Genomic DNA, 18,528 nt, shown 5'->3' on the forward strand with positions numbered 1-18,528 from the left:
GTCAGGTGGCCCTTCCCGGATGCCCCGCGATCTCGGCATCCGTGTAGTACTTCCCCAGTTCGTCGACGTCGAACAGCGCCAACAGATCCGGGCGCATCGGCGGCTGCTGCTCGCGGGTGACGATGACGTCGGGGACCGCGGCGGGATCGTCGAGCGCCGGATCTCCGGGCACCGTGCTGCACACCAGCAACGTCGACCGCCACTGCGGGTCCATGTTCGGGTAGTCGTCGCGGGTGTGACCGCCCCGGCTCTCGGTGCGCATGAGCGCGGCCCGTGCGACGCACTCGCTCACGAGCACCATGTTCCGCAGGTCGAGCGCGAGATGCCATCCCGGATTGAACTGGCGATGCCCCTCGACCGTCACGCCGGGCAGCCGCGACTTGACCTCGTCGAGCTTCGCGATCGCGCGTTCGGTCTCCTCCTGGGTCCGGATGATGCCGACGAGGTCGTTCATCGTCTGCTGCAACTCGGTGTGGAGCGTGTACGGGTTCTCCCCCGCACCCGACACCGGTGGCTCGAACGGGGCGAGGGCCGTGCGGGCGGCCACCGTGACGTCGGCATCGGCGACCGTCGGACGTGTCTCGAGCGACTGCACGTAGTCGGCCGCACCGAGTCCGGCACGGCGCCCGAACACGAGCAGATCGGACAGCGAGTTCCCGCCCAGCCGGTTCGAGCCGTGCATGCCGCCCGAACACTCGCCCGCAGCGAAAAGTCCGGCGACCGTGGATGATCCGGTGTCAGGATCAACCTCGATACCACCCATCACGTAGTGGCAGGTGGGACCGACCTCCATCTGTTCCTTGGTGATGTCGACGTCGGCGAGTTCCTTGAACTGGTGGTGCATCGACGGCAGCCGTCGCACGATCTCGTCGGCCGGCATGCGGGACGCGATGTCGAGAAAGACGCCACCGTGCGGGGTGGACCGGCCCGCCTTGACCTCGGAGTTGATGGCGCGGGCCACCTCGTCGCGCGGCAGCAGGTCGGGGGTGCGCCGGTTGTTGTCCGGGTCGTCGTACCACCGGTCGGCTTCCTCCGCGGTCTCCGCGTACTGCCCTTTGAACACCGAAGGGATGTAGGAGAACATGAACCGCTCGCCGTCCGAGTTCTTGAGCACACCGCCGTCGCCGCGGACGCCCTCGGTGACGAGGATGCCCTTCACGCTCGGCGGCCACACCATGCCGGTCGGATGGAACTGGACGAACTCCATGTTGATCAGGTTCGCCCCGGCGCGCAGCGCCAGCGCGTGCCCGTCGCCGGTGTACTCCCACGAGTTGGAGGTCACCTTGAACGACTTGCCGATGCCGCCGGTCGCCATCACGATCGCGGGCGCGTCGAACAGCACGAACCGGCCCGATTCGCGCCAGTACCCGAAGGCCCCCGCGATGCGGTCGCCGTCCTTGAGGAGCTCGGTGACGGTGCACTCGGCGAACACCTTCACGCGCGCCTCGTAGTCACCGGTCTCGGCGAAGTCCTCCTGCTGCAGCGAGACGATCTTCTGCTGCATCGTGCGGATCAGTTCGAGCCCCGTGCGGTCGCCGACGTGCGCGAGCCGCGGGTAGGTGTGCCCACCGAAGTTGCGCTGACTGATCCGTCCGTCCTCGGTGCGGTCGAACAGCGCGCCGTACGTCTCGAGTTCCCACACCCGGTCGGGCGCCTCGCGCGCGTGCAACTCGGCCATCCGCCAGTTGTTGAGGAATTTGCCGCCGCGCATGGTGTCCCGAAAGTGCACCTGCCAGTTGTCCTTCGGGTTCGCGTTGCCCATCGCGGCCGCGCATCCCCCCTCGGCCATGACGGTGTGCGCCTTGCCGAACAGCGACTTGCAGACCACTGCGACCGAGAGCCCCCGCTCACGGGCCTCGATGACCGCCCGCAGTCCGGCGCCGCCGGCGCCGATGACCACCACGTCGTAGCTGTGCCGTTCGACCTCGGCCATGCACACTCCCCTGTCTGTCCGTCGGTGGAGCCGGAAGGGAACTCAGTTGATCAATCGCAGGTCCGAGATCGTGCCGCTCGCGACCAGCATGATGTAGAAGTCGGTGACGATGAGCGTGCCCAGCGTGGTCCACGCCAACTGCATGTGCCGGGTGTTGAGCCGGCTCACCCACGTCCACAACCGGTACCGGACCGGATGCGCGGAAAAGTGTTTGAGGCGGCCACCGGTGACGTGCCGGCACGAGTGGCACGAGACCGTGTACGCCCAGAGCAGGATCACGTTGCCGGTGATGATGAGGCTGCCCAGACCCAGACCGAAGCTGCCGTTCGGCCCCTCGTACGCCCGCACCGCGTCCTGCGTGTTGACCAACGACACGACGAGCGCGACGTAGAAGAAGTAGCGGTGCGAGTTCTGGATGATCAGCGGCAGCCGCGTCTCCCCGGTGTACCGGGCGTGCGGTTCCGCGACGGCGCACGCCGGCGGCGCGAACCAGATCGAGCGGTAGTAGGCGCGGCGGTAGTAGTAGCAGGTGACCCGGAAGCCGAGCAGGAACGGCAGCACCAGGAACCCGAGCGGGATCCACATCGGCAGCTCGCCGACCCACGTACCGAAATGACTCGCGCCCGGCTCGCACGACGCGCTGATACAGGGCGAATAGAACGGCGTGAGGTAGTGGTAGTCGTCCACCCAGTACGCCGTCCGGACGAACGACCGGATCGTCGCATAGACGACGAACACCGCCAGGCCGAGCGTGGTGAGCAGCGGCGCCAGCCACCACCGGTCGGTCCGCAGCGTGCGCGCAGCGATATCCGCCCGAGCCGGCGGCGGTGCGCCGATCTCGGTCACGCGTGGCGTCCTCACACCGACTCGTGCGGGTTGCCGCCGAGCCCCTCGTCGTCCGCGCCCTGCCACAGCGACCGGTCGTACGGGGTGTCGGGTACTTGTACCCGTTCCGACGTGGCACCGACGGTCGGGCGGGGCGGAGATTCGTCGAGATCGTGAGCGTCGATGTCGAGACGGTCGACATCGTTGACGAGCCGGCGGACCGCCGACGCGTCGCCGTAGACATTGCGCAGCGACCCCACGCATTGGCGCAGATGGCCGATCGTGCGCTGTAACTCCATCACTTCGGTGGTGGACATCCGTACCTCCGAGTCGATTCCTCGGTCGGACCGGTGCGGCGGCAGGGCTGTCGGTCGCCGCCCGATCTGCCTACACGATGTGATGGCACTCACAGTACGTGAAGCGTCGTCCCGTCGCCGCGAAATACCCGGACAGCAGCGGTGCCCGACAAGTGACCGTCTCCCGCCTCGAAGCTCCCGACGAGAGGAGGTCAGCGTGTCGGATGCGATGTCACCGAGTGCGATGCCTTCCCCGCGCGTGAGCACGTACTGCGCCGGGTAATGATCGGGTCCGCCGCCGACCATCACGTCCCGGCCGCCCACCTGCTGCGCCGCAAGGGTGCTCGCGGTCCGGTCCAAGCGGTCGATGGCGCGTGCGAAGTCGCCGGTCCCGGCTCCCATGCCCCCGATGCCATCCGTGCGACGATGCCGGTCATGTCTGTCATCACCGACTACTTCACCGCCCCTTCGGACGAGGTCGCCGCCACCGCCCTCGACGGCCTGATCGACGTCGACCCGGACGTCGTCACTGCCGACGACGAGCTGAATCGGGCCTCCGCGGAGGAGGCGTCCCGCCCACGGATCCGGGCTGCAGCGAGCGGCACCCCGGTCCTGCACGCAAAGAGGATCGACCCGACCGTCTCGCTCGGCAGGCTCGAGGCGGTACTCACCGGGCGGACCTACGAGGAGATCACGGCCGGCCCGCGGCGCGGATCGCTCGTCTCCGCCGGTGAGGACGGCGACTGCCTAGTCCTGACCGTCGCCGACGAGTTGCGCGATGCGCTCGCGGACCTCGATTCCGACGCGATCGCCGCCGCGGCCCGCGCCTGGGTGTTCGACGAAGCAGCGGAGCCGTCCGAGGCATCCGCGCCGTTCCTCACCGCACTGGCCGAGCTCGCCGCCGGTGCCGTTGCGCGCGGTGACCGCATCTACTGCCACATCGTCATCTGAGATCGCAGCCTGGGCGTTCGGACGAGCCTCGTGGGCCAGCCCAGCGATGGTCTTCACGCAGGCGCGGACTCCTAGACTGGACACGTGTCCCGCGGAGCGTCGTCCGGGAAAATGCCCGCTCACGGTGGCCGTGCACCGGAGCGGACGGTCGGTGCGACGCGTTCACGGTGGGTGCCGCGAGTAGCGGTCTTGGCCGCGGGGGCACTGCCCCTGCTGGCGATGCCCGCGCCGAACCTCGGCGTCCTCGCATGGGTGTGCCTGGTGCCGGTGGTGCTGCTCCTGCGTGCCGCGGTCACCGCGCGCGAGGCCGGATTGCGCGGCTGGCTGGCCGGCGTCGGGTTCCTCGCGGGCACGCAGAACTGGGTGGCACCCAATCTGGTCTGGTTCTTCCCGCTGGCCGTAGGCGCACTCGCGCTGCTGTGGGCCGGGTGGGGCGTGCTCGTGTGGGATGCGCTGCGGGCGCCGCTCACCGGTCGGCGGGCTGCGGCGGCCGCGGTCGTCGTGCCGGCGGGGTGGGTACTGGTCGAGGTGATCCGGTCCTGGCAATGGCTCGGTGGGCCGTGGTCGCTGCTCGGTGCCACCCAATGGCAGCACCCCGACGTGCTCGCACTCGCCGCGCTCGGCGGAGTATGGCTGGTCAGCTTCGCGATCGTGGCGGCGAATGTCGGGGTCACCCTGTGTGTCGTCGGCGGCGCGGCCACCCGGGCCGTCGGGGCGGTGACCGTGGTGGTAGCGGTCGCATCGGGTCCGCTCTGGTCCGCTTACCGACCTGCGGTACCGCAGACCGACGTCGCGGTCGTGGCGCTCGTGCAGCCGGGGATCGTGCACGGCGACGTGCTCGCGGTCGAGGAAGAACTGTCCCGGCAGATCGCCACGCCAGTCGACCTCGTGGTGTGGGGTGAGAGCAGCGTCGACACCGATCCTGCCGCAGACCCCGCGCTGCGCTCCCGGCTCCGCTCGCTGGCCGCGGCAACTGGAGCAAAGCTCCTCGTGAACGTCGACGCGTCGGCCGGCACGTCCGGCGCGATCTCGAAAACTTCCGTCCTGATCGACGACCACGGAATCCTCGACACCTACCGGAAGACCCGGCTGGTCCCGTTCGGCGAATACGTCCCGTTCCGCAATCAACTGGGCTGGCTCAGCCACGTCACCGCCGCGGCGGCACAGAACCGGCGGCCCGGCGACCGGTTGATCGTGATGAACGCGGGCGGTCTCCGTGTCGGACCGCTCATCTCGTTCGAGGAGACCTTCCCGGACATGGCCCGCGCGCAGGCGAGGGCGGGCGCGGACCTGCTCGTGTACCAGACCTCGACGGCCACCTTCCAAGGCAGTTGGGCGCCAGCGCAACTGGCGTCGTTCGGTGCCCTGCGGGCCGCGGAGAGCGGGCGCCCGGTCGCTGCGGCCGCGCTGACGGGCGAGTCGGCCGCATTCGACGCGCGTGGACGCCGCCTCGGGTCCATGCCCGCCGACCAGCACGGCGTTCTGCTCGCCGAAGTACCCCTTCACACGGAGAACACCGTCTACGACCGGCTCGGCAACTACGTCCCCGGTCTCTGCGCGGCGATCGTGATCGGATACGCGGCGGGAGCGCTCACCCGCCGGCGCGCGCCGTCGACCGTCGAGGAGAGCCTGCAGTGAGGCTCGTATGGGGCTGCATGGCCCTACCGCATCGTGTCCCGAGACGGTTGACTTCCTCGTATACGCCCGGCGAACGGGCTTCGCCGGGAACGGACCCGAGAGGAGCTCGGTCATGGACACGGAACAGTGGAGCGTGGACATCGCCATCGACGAGCACGAGAGCCGCACTCGCTCGACGGCGCGCCTGCATACCAAGGACACGACGCTGGTCGGAGTCGGACTGGCACGACGCAACCCCGTGGACCGGAACGTTCCAAGGATCGGTGACGAGCTTGCGACGGCACGCGCGCTGGCAGACCTGGCGCATCAGCTGATCGAAGCAACAGTTGGTGACATCGAGGGCGTCACCCACGCCCCCGCGCATCTGAGCGAATAGGCGCCGCGCCCGCCGACGCGGACCACGCTCCGGTCCCGCTCGGCTCAACCGGCCAGCGTGGCGAGCCATTCGGGCTCGAACCAACCCGGGGCGGCTGCGGCGAACTCCGCCACTCGGGAAACGGCGACCCCAGCGGGCACCCGTCCCACCAACGGGGCACCCGTGACCGCGGGCAGGTCGTCGAGATTGCACCGGGCCGCGAGGTCCGGCTGCCCCGGCCACGCGCCGACAACGAAGCCGCCGCACTTGACGCCCGCCGACGCCAGCGCCTCCGCGGTGAGCGCGCAGTGGTTGAGGGTCCCGAGACCGGCGGCCGCCACCACGACGACGGGGACGTCGAGGTCGGCGGCGACGTCGCGCACGGTGAACCCGTCGGTGCCCAGACGCACCAGCAGCCCGCCCGCACCCTCGAGCAGCGTCACGTCGTGGTGTGTGTCGAGGTCGCGCGCGGCCGCCACCACATCGTCGCGGGTGAGCAGCGGCATCCCGACGCGGCGGGCCGCGGTGTCCGGCGCGAGAGGCTCGGGATAGCGGGCCAGCTCGACGGTCGACGTCACGCCGCTGAGCCGCGTGACCTCGGCCAGATCGCCCGGCTCGCCCGGCGCGATCCCGGTCTGCGCGGGCTTGAACACCGCGACCGACCGACCGGCGGCCTGCAGGGCGGCCGCGAGCGCCGCGGTGACGACGGTCTTGCCGACATCGGTGGACGTGCCGGACACCACCAGGATGCTCACGCCGACACCCCCGCCATTCGATCCGAAAGCACCTCGGCCAGAACGGATTCGATGCGCGACATCTCGTCGGCGTCGATCGTCGCGCGGGCCGTCAGCCGCAGCCGCGACGTGCCCTCCGGGACCGACGGCGGCCGGAAGCAGCCCACGTGCAGTCCACGCTCGCGACAGGCGGCCGCGGCCGCGTAGGCGACGTCGGGATCGCCGAGCACCACCGACACCACAGCGGACTCGGGCTCGTCGACGCCGGTGATCCGGGCCAGCTCCCGTGCCCGGTCGAGCACCGCCGCCGCCCGCTGCGGTTCCCGGATCAGCACCGACAGCGCCGCCCGCGCGGCGCCCACCGCGGCCGGTGCGAGACCGGTGTCGAAGATGAACGTGCGGGCCGTGTCGATCAGGTGGGCGCGCACCTTCGCCGATGCGAGCACCGCGCCGCCCTGGCTGGCCAGCGACTTCGACAGCGTTGCGGTGACCACGACGTCGGGCTCACCGGCCAGGCCCACCTCCTGGACCAGCCCACGACCACCGCGCCCACGCACCCCGATGCCATGTGCCTCGTCGACGAGGAGCACCGCGCCATGCTCGCGGCACATGCGATGCATGTCGACGAGGGGGGCCAGGTCGCCGTCGGCACTGAACACCGAGTCGGTGAGGACCAGTGCGCGCTCCTCGGCGCGCTCGGCGAGCGTGCGACGCAGGAACTCGACGTCGGCGTGCGGCGCGACGACCACCCGCGCCCGCGACAGTCGGCAGGCGTCGACCAGCGACGCGTGCGCCCCGGCGTCGGAGACGATCAGCGAGTCCTTGCCCGAAAGTGCGGTCACGGCACCGAGATTCGCGGCGTACCCGCTCGCGAACACCAGCCCGGACTCCGCACCGACGAAGTCGGCCAGCTCGCGTTCGAGCAGTTCGTGATCGGACGTCGTGCCGGTGACCAGACGGGAGCCCGTCGACCCGCATCCCCAGCGACGCACCGCGTCGACCGCGCCGGCGACCACCTCGGGGTGCCGCACCAGACCCAGGTAGTCGTTGGACGCCAGGTCGATCACCGGATCGGACGCATCCCGCGCCCGCAGCTCACGTCGGAGGCCGGCCGCTCGCCGTTCGGTCTCGACGTCGTCCAGCCAGTCCAGTGCAGTGCATGCAGCGCTCTCGGTGCGTTCGATACCCACTCGCAGCACGATACAAGCCCACTTGAACGGCGTTCAAGTGGGCTTGGCCGGGCCCATCGTCAGCGGCGACCGGCCGTCCACCGCACCACGCGGGCGCCGGTTCCGAGCACCGGCACGACGGAGACGGCCGCGACGAGCGCGCACAGGATCGGGAACGCCAGCCAGGGAGAACCGACGCCGACCCGGATCGAACCCGGCGATCGATCGGCTGCCGCCGCGTCGGCGACGTCGGGGGCCGACGGTTCGGCGCCCGCCTGCTCGTCGGGCGCGAAGACGCACAGCATTCCCGGATCGCCGCAGAACTCCGCCCCGAGCTGGGGCGCGTCCTCCGGCGCCGCCTCGGTCAGGACAACCTCCATCGCTCCACCCGCGGGCGCGGACGGCGGCGCCTCCGTCCACGCCCACGCGAAGCACACCCCGGCGACCACCGCGGTTCCGCCGACCAGCGCCACCAGCGCCCCGTGCCCGGCGGACGGCACGCGCACGATGCGCCACCCCTCGGCGTTCGCGCACGCCGCCACGAACCACCCGACGAGCATCCCGAGCGCCGACAGCAGCGGCAGGCTCGGCGACCAACTCGGGCGCCGCGGCCCACCCCACGCACTCGCGGCGAGCGGGCCCGAACCCGGCGGCGCCGCGAAGTGCCAGACCAGAGCGGCGGCCAGCCCCGTGAGCAGTCCGACGAGGACGAGCAGACCGGTCACCCGGCGGGCACGGGGCACTCGGTCGCTGTCCACACGGGGACTGTAGCGACGTAGATCACATTTGGGCGCCACTCGGCGATTGACTGCGCGCCGCCGCGACCATCCCGGCCGCGATGCGCTCGATCTCCTCGGCGGTGCACACGTACGGCGGCATCGCGTAGATCAGGTTCCGGAACGGTCGCAGCCATACTCCCGCGCCGACGGCCGCGTCGGTCACCGACTGCATGTCGACGGGGCGCGCCAGTTCGATCACCCCAATGCCGCCGAGCACCCGCACGTCCACGACGCCGGGCACGTCCCGGGCCGGTGCCAGGCCGCGCTCGAGTCCCTCGTTCAGCGCCGCGACCTCGGCCCGCCAGTCCCGCGAGAGCAGCAACTCGACCGCCGCGACCGCGACGGCGCAGGCCATCGGGTTCCCCATGAAGGTCGGGCCGTGCATGATCCCTCCGCCCTCGCCGGCGCTGATCACCTCGGCGACCTCGGTGGTGCACATGGTCGCGGCGAGCGTGAGGTACCCGCCGGTGAGCGCCTTGCCGATGCACATCACGTCCGGGGCGAGGCCCGCATGGTCGGCGGCGAACAGTTCCCCGGTGCGCCCGAAGCCCGTCGCGATCTCGTCGAACACCAGCAGCAGGTCGTGCTCGTCGCACAGCCGGCGCAGCTCCCGCAGGTAGTCGGGGTGATGGAAGCGCATGCCGCCGGCACCCTGGACGACGGGTTCGACGATGATCGCGGCCAGTTCGTCGCGATGATCGACGACGATCCGCTCCAGCTCGGCGACGTAGGCGGGGTCGAAGTCGCGCGGCGGCGCGGGCGCGAACACCTGCCGGGCCAGGACGTCGGTCCACATCGAGTGCATGCCGCCGTCGGGGTCGCAGACGCTCATCGGGGCGAACGTATCGCCGTGGTAGCCGCCGCGCCACGTCAGCAGCCGGTGCTTCTCGGGCCGGCCCTTGCTCCGCCAGAACTGCAGGCACATCTTCACGGCCACCTCGACGGACACCGAACCGGAATCGGCGAGGAACACCTTGTCGAGCCCCTCCGGGGTGATCCGGACCAGCAGCTCGGCGAGTCGGGCGGCGGGCGCGTGGGTGAGCCCGCCGAACATCACGTGACTCATCCGGCCGAGCTGATCGGTGACGGCGGCGTCGAGCACCGGGTTGCGGTAGCCGTGCACGGCCGACCACCAGGAACTCATTCCGTCGACCAGCTCGGTGCCGTCGGCGAGCGTCAGCCGGGCACCGCTCGCGGACTCGACGACCAGCGGGGCCGTGGAGGCCGGGAACGCGCCGTACGGGTGCCACAGGTGCGTGGTGTCGATCTCGACGATCCTGTCGGAGTGCATGCTCGTGAGGTTCACGCCGCCCGACTGTAGGTGGCCCGCCTCGCCGGTGCACCGCTAGGTAACACCGAGGCGACAGGCAGGTAACGTGTAGGCGTCGCCGTCGACCTCGAGGTCCGGGGCGGCCCCCCACCCCCGCCGCCCAGACCGGAGAGGACTGCGTGTCAGCTCGCGCCACCGACCGTTCGATTGATCGTCAGCAGGACTCGCCGCCGCGCGTCCGCGCGGCTTACCGCCACGATCTCGACGGGCTCCGCGGTCTTGCGATCGGGTTGGTGGTCGCGTACCACGTGTGGTTCGGCCGGGTCTCCGGCGGTGTCGACATCTTCCTTGCGCTGTCGGGTTACTTCTTCGTCGCGTCGCTGCTGCGGACCGCCGAGTCCGCGGCACCGCTGGACCCGGTCCCCGTCGTGCGTCGTGTCACCCGACGCCTCGTGCCGGCCCTCGTCGTCGTCCTCGCCGCGGTCGCGGTGTTCACGGTCTCGTACCACCCCGCCACGTCGTGGTACGAGACGGCGAAACAGACGACGGCGTCGCTGCTGTTCCTCCAGAACTGGCATCTCGCCGACAGCGCGAGCGACTACCTGGCCGCCGACCCGTCCGTCAGTCCGCTGCAACATCTTTGGTCCATCTCCGTGCAGGGCCAGTTCTATCTGGCGGCAATCGTCGTGGTGTTCGGGTTCGCGTGGTTGCTGCGTGCTCGCGGCCGCTCGATCCGTGGTCCGCTGACGGTCCTGCTGGCGGTCCTCGCGGTCGCGTCGCTGACGTACGCGGCCACGAGCGACCTGCCCCAGACGTGGCTGTATTACGACACCGGCGCGCGTATGTGGGAACTGCTCGCCGGCGGCATCCTCGCCTGCGTGGCGCCGTGGTTGCGGGTACCGCGCCCGGCCCGGATCGCGCTGTCCGTCGCGGGTCTCGCGATCGTCTTCGCGTGCGGCATGCTGGTGGACGGTCGCACGCAGTTCCCCGGTCCGTGGGCGCTGGTCCCGGTCGGCGCCGCACTCGCGCTGATCGTCGCCGGCAGCGCCGAGGCGGACGGCGCGGCGGACAACCCGTTCACCCGCGTGCTCGCCTCACGGCCGCTGGTGCGGCTGGGCACGATCGCGTACGCGCTGTACCTGTGGCACTGGCCGATCCTGATCGCGTATCTCGTCATCAGAGGCCACACGGAGGCCGGGCCGGAGGGCGGCCTCATCGTGATCGCGCTGTCGCTGGTTCTCGCGGAACTGACCACCCGACTGATCGAGACACCGATCCGGCGCCCGGCCGGCACCGGACGCACGCGGACCGCGCTGGTCGCGGGCGCCTCCGTGCTGACCGTCCTGCTCGCCGCGGGATCGGTGACGTGGGCCGCGTTCATCGACCACCGCACCGACCAGTGGGCACAGCAGACCGAGCTGGACCCGCAGATCTACCCCGGAGCGGCCGCGCTCGTCTCGGGCTCCGATGCTCCCCATGTCCGGGAGGAGCCGTCCCGTTTCGTGGCGCACGCCGATCTCCCCGCGACCACGCTCGACGACTGCATCTCACAGCCGGGCCAGATCGACGCTCTGACCTGCACCTACGGGGATCCCGGCGCCGAACATGCGATCGCTTTGATCGGTGGTTCGCACGCCGAGCATTGGCTGCCCGCACTCGACCTGCTCGGCCAGGAGCACGGATTCCGGGTGGAAACCTATGTGAAGGTGGGTTGCCCTGCGGTGCTGCCCCCAACCCCCGACGCCGACGTCGGCGAGTGCGAGGAGTGGACGTTCAACGTGGTCGACGCCCTCACCGACGCCCGACCCGACTTCGTGTTCAGCACCTCCACCCGTCCCCTACCGGACAACGAACCTGGTGACTACACACCCGACACCTACGTCGCGCTGTGGCAGGAACTCGCCGATCGCGATCTGGAGGTGATCGGCCTCCGGGACACGCCATGGTTGCAAAGTAACGGCGTGCAGTACCGGGCCGCCGACTGCCTCGCCCGACGCGGCGGCAGCGCCGACTCCTGCGGGATCGACCGCGCCAATGTTCTGGCGGAGGTCGATCCGGCGCAGGCCGCGATCGCCGACCTGTCGAACGTCCAACTGCTCGACCTGTCCGACGCCGTGTGCCGGACCGACCGCTGCCGCGTGATCGAGGGCAACGTTCTGATCTATCGCGACTCCAACCACCTCACCGCGACCTACGTCCGCACCCTCGCCCCCGAGCTCGATCGTCTCCTCGCTCCCGTCACCGGGTGGTGGTGACGGGCCGCGGCGGCGCTTCGCGTCGACCGTCAGCGGGCGCGGACGGCTAGGTCCGTTCCCGCTCGGTAGCGACCGCGATGGCCCGCTCGAAGGTGCCGACGAGCACCGCACGTCGATCGATCTTGTAATCGTCGTTTGGCTCGAGTTCGTCGATGTATCCGTCCCACACCCGCAGGTAGCGGTCGCGCCAGTCGATCAGCACCGCCGTCGGCGGAAAGGCCGCACCGACCGGCCGAGTTCGGATATTCCACGACTTCCGTGCCCTCCGGAATGACAGCCGTCGCAGGCCGCGCTGCGGGAGCGCCGATTGTCCCCTTCGGCGCGATGCGCCCGGAGGCCGAGAGTTTGGAGCCGACCGAATCGGGAACACCGAGTAGGTAGGCGCCCATCCGGCAGACGACGTCATCGGCGCGACGTCACGAGATGGAGAGTGAGGCACGAGATGATCGTGCTCGGGTTGATCTTGCTGCTCATCGGATTCCTGACAGGCGTTTCCCTCCTCTGGACCATCGGAATCGTGGTCCTGGTGATCGGAGTGATTCTCGCGCTGCTCGGCGCTACCGGCCGAGCGGTCGGCGGCCGACGCCATTGGTACTGACCGCCGGCCGCGCGAACGGATCGGATCAGTGGGCCACCGGGCACTTGCCCGTGTAGTCGACCTGAAGCTCCTTGATGCCGTTGATCCACCCGGACCGCAGCCGGCGCGGGTCCCCCAGCTTGGTGATGTCGGGCATGTGGTCGGCGAGCGCGTTGAACATCAGCTCGATCTCCATGCGCGCGAGGTTCGCGCCGATGCAGAAGTGTGCACCGGTGCCGCCGAAGCTGAGGTGATCGTTGTCGGCGCGAGTGATGTCGAACTTCGTCGGATTGTCGAACACCTCCTCGTCGAAGTTCGCCGACGAATAGAACATCACGACCCGGTCCCCCTTGCGGATCGTCTGGCCGCCGAGTTCGGTATCCGCCAATGCCGTTCGCTGGAATCCGACCACCGGCGTCGCCCAGCGGATGATCTCGTCGACGGCCGTGGCCGGACGCTCCCGCTTGTACAGCTCCCACTGGTCCGGGTTGTCCATGAACGCCATGATCCCGTGCGTGATCGCGTTGCGGGTGGTCTCGTTGCCCGCGACGGCGAGCAACAGCACGAAGAACCCGAACTCCTCCGACGCCAGCGCGTCGCCGTCGATGTCGGCCTCGACGAGCGTGGTTACGATGTCCTTCGCGGGACACTTGCGCCGGTCCTCGGCCATCGCGTACGAGTACGCGAGGATCTCTGCCGACGCTGTCGCCGATTCCTGCGCGAACTCCGGATCGTCGTAGCCCATCATCTGGTTCGACCAGTCGAAGATCTTGTGGCGATCCTCCTGCGGCACACCGATCAGCTCGGCGATGGCCTGTAGCGGCAACTCGCACGCGACCTGTTCGACGAAGTCACCGGTGCCGGCTGCGAGCGCGTCCTGCACGATCTTCTCGGCGCGCGCCTGTAGTGCCGGGCGCAGACTCTGCACGGCGCGCGGCGTGAAACCGCGGGCGATGACCTTGCGGAGCTTGGTGTGTTCGGGGGCGTCCTTGTTGATCAGCAGGTGCCGCATCATCTCGACGGTCTCGCGCGGCATGTCGTCGGAGAAGCGCGCGATCGCGGTGTTCTCCCACGTCGAGAACACCTCGCTGTTTCGGGAGACCTCCTTGACGTCCTCGTGCCGGGTCACCGCCCAGTAACCCTCGTCGGCGAATCCGCCCTTCGTCGGTGGCTGCTCGACCCACCAGACCGGGGCCGACCGGCGCAGCGCGGCGAACTCCGCGATCGGCAACCGCTGCTCGTACACGTCGGGGTCGGTGAAGTCGAAACCCTCGGGGACACCGGAAACTGTCGTCACGCCATACTCCTTCACTCGAAGACGTCGCCGACGACGAGCCGGCCGACGTGAAGATCGTCACACGAGAGAGGGCGGCGGCGCTTGGCCGATCAGTCCAGTCGGTCGCCGCACTTTTGTGCGGCTCGCACAGGGTCGAAGGTCCTCACCCGCCGAACACGTCGAAGCACTCGAGCGCGAGTTCGATCTTCAGCCGCCGACTCAGGACGTCGTGCCCCAGAATCTCCTCCACACGTTGCATCCGGTACCTCACAGTGTTCTTGTGGACGCCCAGCCGGCGGGCGGCGGACTCGTGGTTGCCGTGGCACGCGAGGACCTCCCGCAACGTGTCCCGGAGCCGTTCGGCTGCGGCATCCTCCCCCAGCAGCCCCGGAAGTTCCCGTTCCATCAGTGTCTGCATCCGTGCCGGGTCTGCCGACAGCATCGACGCCACCTCCACGTCGGCGTACCGCGTCACAGTGTTTCGACGCTTGCCGGTCTCGGCGATCCGCTGCGCTGCCTGTGCTTCGCGGTGGCTGCGCCGGAAGCCGTCGATCCCCTTCGCCGGCTCGCCGACCGCGATCCGCACACCCGACGGGATCGCCGACGGATCCATCGGCAAGGAATCGTCGTCGATGTCGTCGTGGGCGATCCAGGCCCACACGCCGTGGGCCCCGGACGGAACCGACAGGTGGCGACGGTGGCCGGCCAGGCGCGCGACGGACGACTCCAGTGAACCGGTGAGCGGCGCAGTTTCGTCGACCCAGGCGACGATCGCGGTGTGCGCCCGCCGGAGTGAGTAGTCGAGCCGGGCCGACGCGCCCCCGACGTCGCCGCCGCCGTCGAGGATCTCCCGCACCGTGGTGATCCGGGACGAGAAGGCGCCCTGCAGCAGACGCTCCCGCTCCTGCGAGTAGGTCGCGGCCAGTTCGTCGAGCATGGCATTGAGCAACTCACTGGTCTGCGACCACATCGTGGCGAGCACCTGAAGCTTGAACCTCGGGTCGAGATCCCCCTTGTCGAGGAACTCGGTCGCGAAGCCGAGCATCGCCCGGTGGCCCGCGTGGTAGAGCTGCGAGAGGACCCGCAGCTCGAGGCCGCGCTGGGCGACGGTGCGGGCGAGCGCGTGCGCCTCCTTCGACACGGGAGCCACGGTGGTGCCGCCCGCCGCCGGCGCCGCGGCGTCCAGGAAGGCGCTCAACTGACTGCGGATCGCGACGCGCAGATCCCGCTGCAGCTCCGGGTCGGACGCGAGTTCCGGGACGTCCGTGGTGAACGACTCCTCCAGACCGTCGAGAAAGGCGTCCAACTGTTCCCGCGTCAACGTCGTCGTGAGATAGGTCCGCAACCACAGATCGGCACGTGGTTCGTCGTCCACCGTGTCCCCTTCCCCCAAAGCCCGAGGCCGAGCCCCTGGGACAATTGTGACAGTGCCACCCCCCTGCCGAGCTCGACCCGCACGAACCGATCCGACGTGGAATGCTCGACGGCACGAGTAGATCGCCCCCAAGGAGCGCAGCGTGAAGGCAATCCAGTACACCCGGATCGGCGCGGAGCCCGAACTCGTCGAGATCCCGACACCGGAACCCGGTCCGGGCGAGGTACTCCTCGAGGTCACCGCCGCAGGTGTCTGCCACTCGGACGAATTCATCATGAGTCTGCCGGCGGAGCAGTTCGGCTACGACCTGCCGATGACTCTCGGCCACGAGGGTGCGGGCCGCGTGGCCGCCGTCGGCGCCGGCGTCACCGATCTCGACATCGGCACGAACGTCGTCGTGTACGGGCCGTGGGGTTGTGGTCGGTGCTGGCACTGCGCGCAGGGACTTGAGAATTACTGTTCCCGCGCAAGGGAACTCGGTATCGCACCGCCCGGACTCGGCGCACCCGGTGCGATCGCCGAGTACATGATCGTCGACTCGCCCCGGCACCTCGTGCCCATCGGCGATCTCGATCCCGTCGCCACCGTCCCACTCACCGACGCCGGCCTCACGCCGTACCACGCGATCAAGCGCTCATTGGGCAAGCTGCGGGCCGGCTCGTACGCCGTGGTGATCGGCACCGGCGGACTCGGACACGTCGGCATCCAACTGCTGCGTCACCTGTCCCCCGCCCGCGTGATCGCGCTCGACGTCAATGACGAGAAGCTCGCGTTCGCACGCGAGGTCGGCGCACACGAGACGGTGCTGTCGAACACCGACGCCGCCGCGAACGTCCGGAAGATCACCGGCAGCGCCGGCGCGGCGCTGGTGCTCGACTTCGTGGGCGTGCAGCCCACCCTCGACATCGCCACCGCCGTAGCCGGCGTGGGGTCGGACGTCACGATCGTCGGGCTCGGCGACGGGAAGTCCGCGGCCCGGGTCGGCTTCTTCACCGGGGCATTCGAGACGAATGTCGCTTCCCCGTACTGGGGTTCGCGCAGCGAGCTGATCGAGTTGATCGAGCTGGCGCACCAGGGTGTCCTGGACATCGCGGTCGAGCGGTTCTCCCTCGACGAGGGCGTGGAGGCCTATCGGCGGCTGGCCGCCGGAACGCTGCGGGGTAGGGCGGTCATCGTGCCGTAGGCGACGCTGCGCGACCCCGGCACTTCGTAGCCGAGCCGGTATCCGTGTACTTAGGTTTCGGCGGTGGTCGGCGCAGCACGGTGGCAGGACGAGCACCGAGCAGCCGATCACCACCAACCCTGCCAGGGGTCGCGGGGCACCGAGAGAATTCCGTCGCGACTGGGACGCCCGGCCGTCGGCTGGGAGATTCCGTATCGTGTCCCCGTGCGGGCGATGATCCCGCACGGTCGTCTCCACTGCCGAAGGTTGCCCGCGTTGACAGAACCCGACTCCCCCGCCGTCATCGCCTGTCCTGGAGACGTTTTCGCCTTCCCGCTCGAGCGCATCGGGCGCCACGGAGCATGCCAGGTGGTCGCCGTCGACGATGCGCGAGCGATTGCGACGGTAGCGGTGCTCGCGTGGGCCGGCACCACAGCGCCCGAGATCACCGCACTTGCCGACGTGCCGCGGATGGTCCGGGACTTCATGTTCTGGACGCCCGCCGAGGTCCTGAAGAACGTACCCGTCGAAGTGCCCGCCGAGTACGTGCGGATCGGCACGCTTCCCGTGACCGGTGATACCGCCACGCGTTCCTACGACGCTTGGGATTTCGCCCCTGACGTCATTCGGCAGTGCCGGTGGGACGCGCTCCCGAGCGAAACGACGGCGGCGTTCCGGACGGCGCTCGAGAGTGAGGAAACCGTGACGATGCCGGGCCTCACATACTCCGACAGCGGTGCTCAGTACGAATCGCGCCTGCTCGCCGCTTGCGCATTCAGCGACGACGCCGGCTACTACTCGGTCGGCGAGGATTTCCGGATGGAGTCGCTCCGCGCTTGGCCCGCGCTCTACCAGGTGGCACTCCGATCGTGGCGAGACGACCTCCTGCCGTTCCTGGAATCCTCACCGCTCGTCAAGGAACTGACCCTCACGCGGCACGGGCAACGCGAGATCGACCTGTCCCGCACGGGCCTCGAGCGGCTCACGATCGACATCACCGGACTCGAGCGCCTGGTGCTGCCACCCTGCCTCGACCTCTTGAATCTGCAGAGCACGGGAGGGGACGTCGGCTCCGACCTGCACGTCGTCGCCGACGACGCCGGCCGTTGGATCACCGTGCACCTCACCGGAAGCGTGCCTACAGTCCACGGACTCGAACGCGCCCACGGGCTGAGGATCGGCGCCATCGAGAACCTGGATGTCTCCGATGTCGCCGAGCATTTCCCGAGCGTCACCTGGCTGCACCTGTTCGGCACTCCGGGCCTGCTTCGCAACCTCGACGGGTTGCAGGCCCTGCCGAGGTTGACTGCCCTGTGGATCTGCGACCTGTTCGGCTACGGGCCGGACGGCTTCCCGGGCCCCGACGAGCTCCCGACACTCACGAGTCTCGACCTCGACAGCGTTCCCGCCGAAGTCGTTGCGCGCGTGCGCGCCCGATACAAGAAGGCACCGAACGTCGAGCTGACCGTGCGCAGGCCCCGCAAGCCCGAATGGTTGGCCGAGAACCTCGAGAACCCGCTTCGTCGCTGGGACGGCCGCGACGGCATCCCCCGCACGGTCGCGAAGAAGGCCCGCGCAGCGTTCGTCGCGGCGCTCCGTCAGATCCGCGACGATTCACCCACCGATGAGAACACCGTGACCGCCGCAGCAACCGGGTTCCTCGACACGATCGCAGGCCTCAACCGCAAGCACCAGTTCCTCTACACCCTGGAACGCGACGAGGTCATCGACGCCGTCAACGCCCTCACCGCCGGTCTCTCCCCCGAAGCCCACCGCGTCCTCGAACCACTCATCGAGGAAGCACTCGACGACTGACGGCCGATCGCCGGGATGCAGGACACAGCGCCACACCGAGGTCCATGCCAACCTGCACCTCGTCCGTCGCGACGGCGATGTCGCACGATCGAGGCTAGCTGCGTCCGCCCGCGTCGTC

The 18,528-nt window shown here is 69.5% G+C and carries 17 protein-coding genes; 7 read left to right on the plus strand and 10 right to left on the minus strand.

Annotation, left to right across the window (positions count from 1 at the left end):
- Window position 1: 1 nt before the first annotated feature.
- The 3 genes from ACQ5DX_RS12715 to ACQ5DX_RS12725 are packed head-to-tail and all read right to left on the minus strand — an operon-like array spanning window position 2 to window position 3,075.
- A complete protein-coding gene (locus ACQ5DX_RS12715; protein WP_430332968.1) occupies window positions 2-1,933 on the minus strand; it encodes a fumarate reductase/succinate dehydrogenase flavoprotein subunit in 1,932 nt (643 codons plus the stop codon).
- Between the two features lie 42 nt (window positions 1,934-1,975).
- Window positions 1,976-2,779, minus strand: a complete 804-nt coding sequence (locus tag ACQ5DX_RS12720; RefSeq protein ID WP_430332969.1) for a hypothetical protein — start codon at window positions 2,777-2,779, stop codon at window positions 1,976-1,978.
- A gap of 11 nt (window positions 2,780-2,790) precedes the next feature.
- Entirely contained in the window at window positions 2,791-3,075 is a 285-nt protein-coding gene (locus ACQ5DX_RS12725) for a hypothetical protein (RefSeq protein ID WP_430332970.1), read from the minus strand.
- 261 nt (window positions 3,076-3,336) lie between these two features.
- On the opposite strand from ACQ5DX_RS12725, the gene ACQ5DX_RS12730 reads away from it, so the two are divergent.
- From ACQ5DX_RS12730 to ACQ5DX_RS12740, 3 genes are all read left to right on the plus strand, one after another.
- A complete protein-coding gene (locus tag ACQ5DX_RS12730; protein ID WP_430332971.1) occupies window positions 3,337-4,005 on the plus strand; it encodes a hypothetical protein in 669 nt (222 codons plus the stop codon).
- A gap of 189 nt (window positions 4,006-4,194) precedes the next feature.
- Entirely contained in the window at window positions 4,195-5,643 is a 1,449-nt protein-coding gene (gene lnt / locus ACQ5DX_RS12735) for an apolipoprotein N-acyltransferase (RefSeq protein WP_430332972.1), read from the plus strand.
- Between the two features lie 112 nt (window positions 5,644-5,755).
- Complete coding sequence (locus tag ACQ5DX_RS12740) at window positions 5,756-6,019, plus strand: DUF1876 domain-containing protein (protein ID WP_430332973.1); 264 nt, start codon at window positions 5,756-5,758, stop codon at window positions 6,017-6,019.
- A gap of 44 nt (window positions 6,020-6,063) precedes the next feature.
- Here the strand turns inward: ACQ5DX_RS12740 and bioD are convergent, their stop codons facing one another.
- Genes bioD through ACQ5DX_RS12760 form a run of 4 tightly spaced genes read right to left on the minus strand, consistent with a single transcriptional unit; the run spans window position 6,064 to window position 9,971 of the window.
- Window positions 6,064-6,753 carry a dethiobiotin synthase gene (gene bioD / locus ACQ5DX_RS12745; protein WP_430332974.1) on the minus strand — a complete coding sequence of 230 codons (690 nt, stop codon included), beginning with the start codon at window positions 6,751-6,753 and terminating at the stop codon, window positions 6,064-6,066.
- Window positions 6,750-7,934, minus strand: coding sequence for an 8-amino-7-oxononanoate synthase (locus tag ACQ5DX_RS12750; RefSeq protein ID WP_430335636.1), 1,185 nt, complete (start codon window positions 7,932-7,934; stop codon window positions 6,750-6,752). The genes bioD and ACQ5DX_RS12750 overlap by 4 nt, the downstream gene beginning before the upstream one ends.
- A gap of 47 nt (window positions 7,935-7,981) precedes the next feature.
- The gene (locus tag ACQ5DX_RS12755; protein ID WP_430332975.1) at window positions 7,982-8,659 is read right to left on the minus strand and encodes a hypothetical protein; all 678 of its coding nucleotides are present in this window, start codon (window positions 8,657-8,659) and stop codon (window positions 7,982-7,984) included.
- A 22-nt stretch (window positions 8,660-8,681) separates the two neighbouring features.
- A complete protein-coding gene (locus tag ACQ5DX_RS12760) occupies window positions 8,682-9,971 on the minus strand; it encodes an adenosylmethionine--8-amino-7-oxononanoate transaminase (RefSeq protein ID WP_430335637.1) in 1,290 nt (429 codons plus the stop codon).
- A 158-nt stretch (window positions 9,972-10,129) separates the two neighbouring features.
- On the opposite strand from ACQ5DX_RS12760, the gene ACQ5DX_RS12765 reads away from it, so the two are divergent.
- Entirely contained in the window at window positions 10,130-12,205 is a 2,076-nt protein-coding gene (locus ACQ5DX_RS12765; RefSeq protein ID WP_430332976.1) for an acyltransferase family protein, read from the plus strand.
- 46 nt (window positions 12,206-12,251) lie between these two features.
- Here the strand turns inward: ACQ5DX_RS12765 and ACQ5DX_RS12770 are convergent, their stop codons facing one another.
- Entirely contained in the window at window positions 12,252-12,407 is a 156-nt protein-coding gene (locus ACQ5DX_RS12770; protein WP_430332977.1) for a hypothetical protein, read from the minus strand.
- Between the two features lie 240 nt (window positions 12,408-12,647).
- Here ACQ5DX_RS12770 and ACQ5DX_RS12775 point away from each other — a divergent pair, with 240 nt between their 5' ends.
- Window positions 12,648-12,803, plus strand: coding sequence for a DUF6131 family protein (locus ACQ5DX_RS12775; protein ID WP_430335638.1), 156 nt, complete (start codon window positions 12,648-12,650; stop codon window positions 12,801-12,803).
- 25 nt (window positions 12,804-12,828) lie between these two features.
- Here the strand turns inward: ACQ5DX_RS12775 and ACQ5DX_RS12780 are convergent, their stop codons facing one another.
- On the minus strand, window positions 12,829-14,079 hold the full coding sequence (locus ACQ5DX_RS12780) for a cytochrome P450 (protein ID WP_430332978.1): 1,251 nt from the start codon (window positions 14,077-14,079) through the stop codon (window positions 12,829-12,831).
- A 142-nt stretch (window positions 14,080-14,221) separates the two neighbouring features.
- Window positions 14,222-15,433 carry a PucR family transcriptional regulator gene (locus ACQ5DX_RS12785; protein WP_430332979.1) on the minus strand — a complete coding sequence of 404 codons (1,212 nt, stop codon included), beginning with the start codon at window positions 15,431-15,433 and terminating at the stop codon, window positions 14,222-14,224.
- A gap of 142 nt (window positions 15,434-15,575) precedes the next feature.
- Here ACQ5DX_RS12785 and ACQ5DX_RS12790 point away from each other — a divergent pair, with 142 nt between their 5' ends.
- Complete coding sequence (locus ACQ5DX_RS12790) at window positions 15,576-16,616, plus strand: NAD(P)-dependent alcohol dehydrogenase (protein WP_430332980.1); 1,041 nt, start codon at window positions 15,576-15,578, stop codon at window positions 16,614-16,616.
- 255 nt (window positions 16,617-16,871) lie between these two features.
- Window positions 16,872-18,410: a hypothetical protein gene (locus ACQ5DX_RS12795; protein WP_430332981.1), complete on the plus strand. Its 1,539-nt coding sequence runs from the start codon at window positions 16,872-16,874 to the stop codon at window positions 18,408-18,410.
- Window positions 18,411-18,528: the final 118 nt, after the last annotated feature.

The organism is Rhodococcus sp. ACT016, from assembly GCF_050477185.1.
Taxonomy (GTDB): Bacteria; Actinomycetota; Actinomycetes; order Mycobacteriales; family Mycobacteriaceae; genus Prescottella.

What these genes read in the sequence shown, in the direction of transcription:
- ACQ5DX_RS12715 (WP_430332968.1), bottom strand. Translation starts at nt 1,933, where the DNA reads ATGGCCGAGGTCGAACGGCACAGCTACGACGTGGTGGTCATCGGCGCC.
- ACQ5DX_RS12725 (WP_430332970.1), bottom strand. Translation starts at nt 3,075, where the DNA reads ATGTCCACCACCGAAGTGATGGAGTTACAGCGCACGATCGGCCATCTG.
- ACQ5DX_RS12730 (WP_430332971.1), top strand. Translation starts at nt 3,337, where the DNA reads ATGATCGGGTCCGCCGCCGACCATCACGTCCCGGCCGCCCACCTGCTG.
- ACQ5DX_RS12740 (WP_430332973.1), top strand. Translation starts at nt 5,756, where the DNA reads ATGGACACGGAACAGTGGAGCGTGGACATCGCCATCGACGAGCACGAG.
- ACQ5DX_RS12760 (WP_430335637.1), bottom strand. Translation starts at nt 9,971, where the DNA reads ATGCACTCCGACAGGATCGTCGAGATCGACACCACGCACCTGTGGCAC.
- ACQ5DX_RS12775 (WP_430335638.1), top strand. Translation starts at nt 12,648, where the DNA reads ATGATCGTGCTCGGGTTGATCTTGCTGCTCATCGGATTCCTGACAGGC.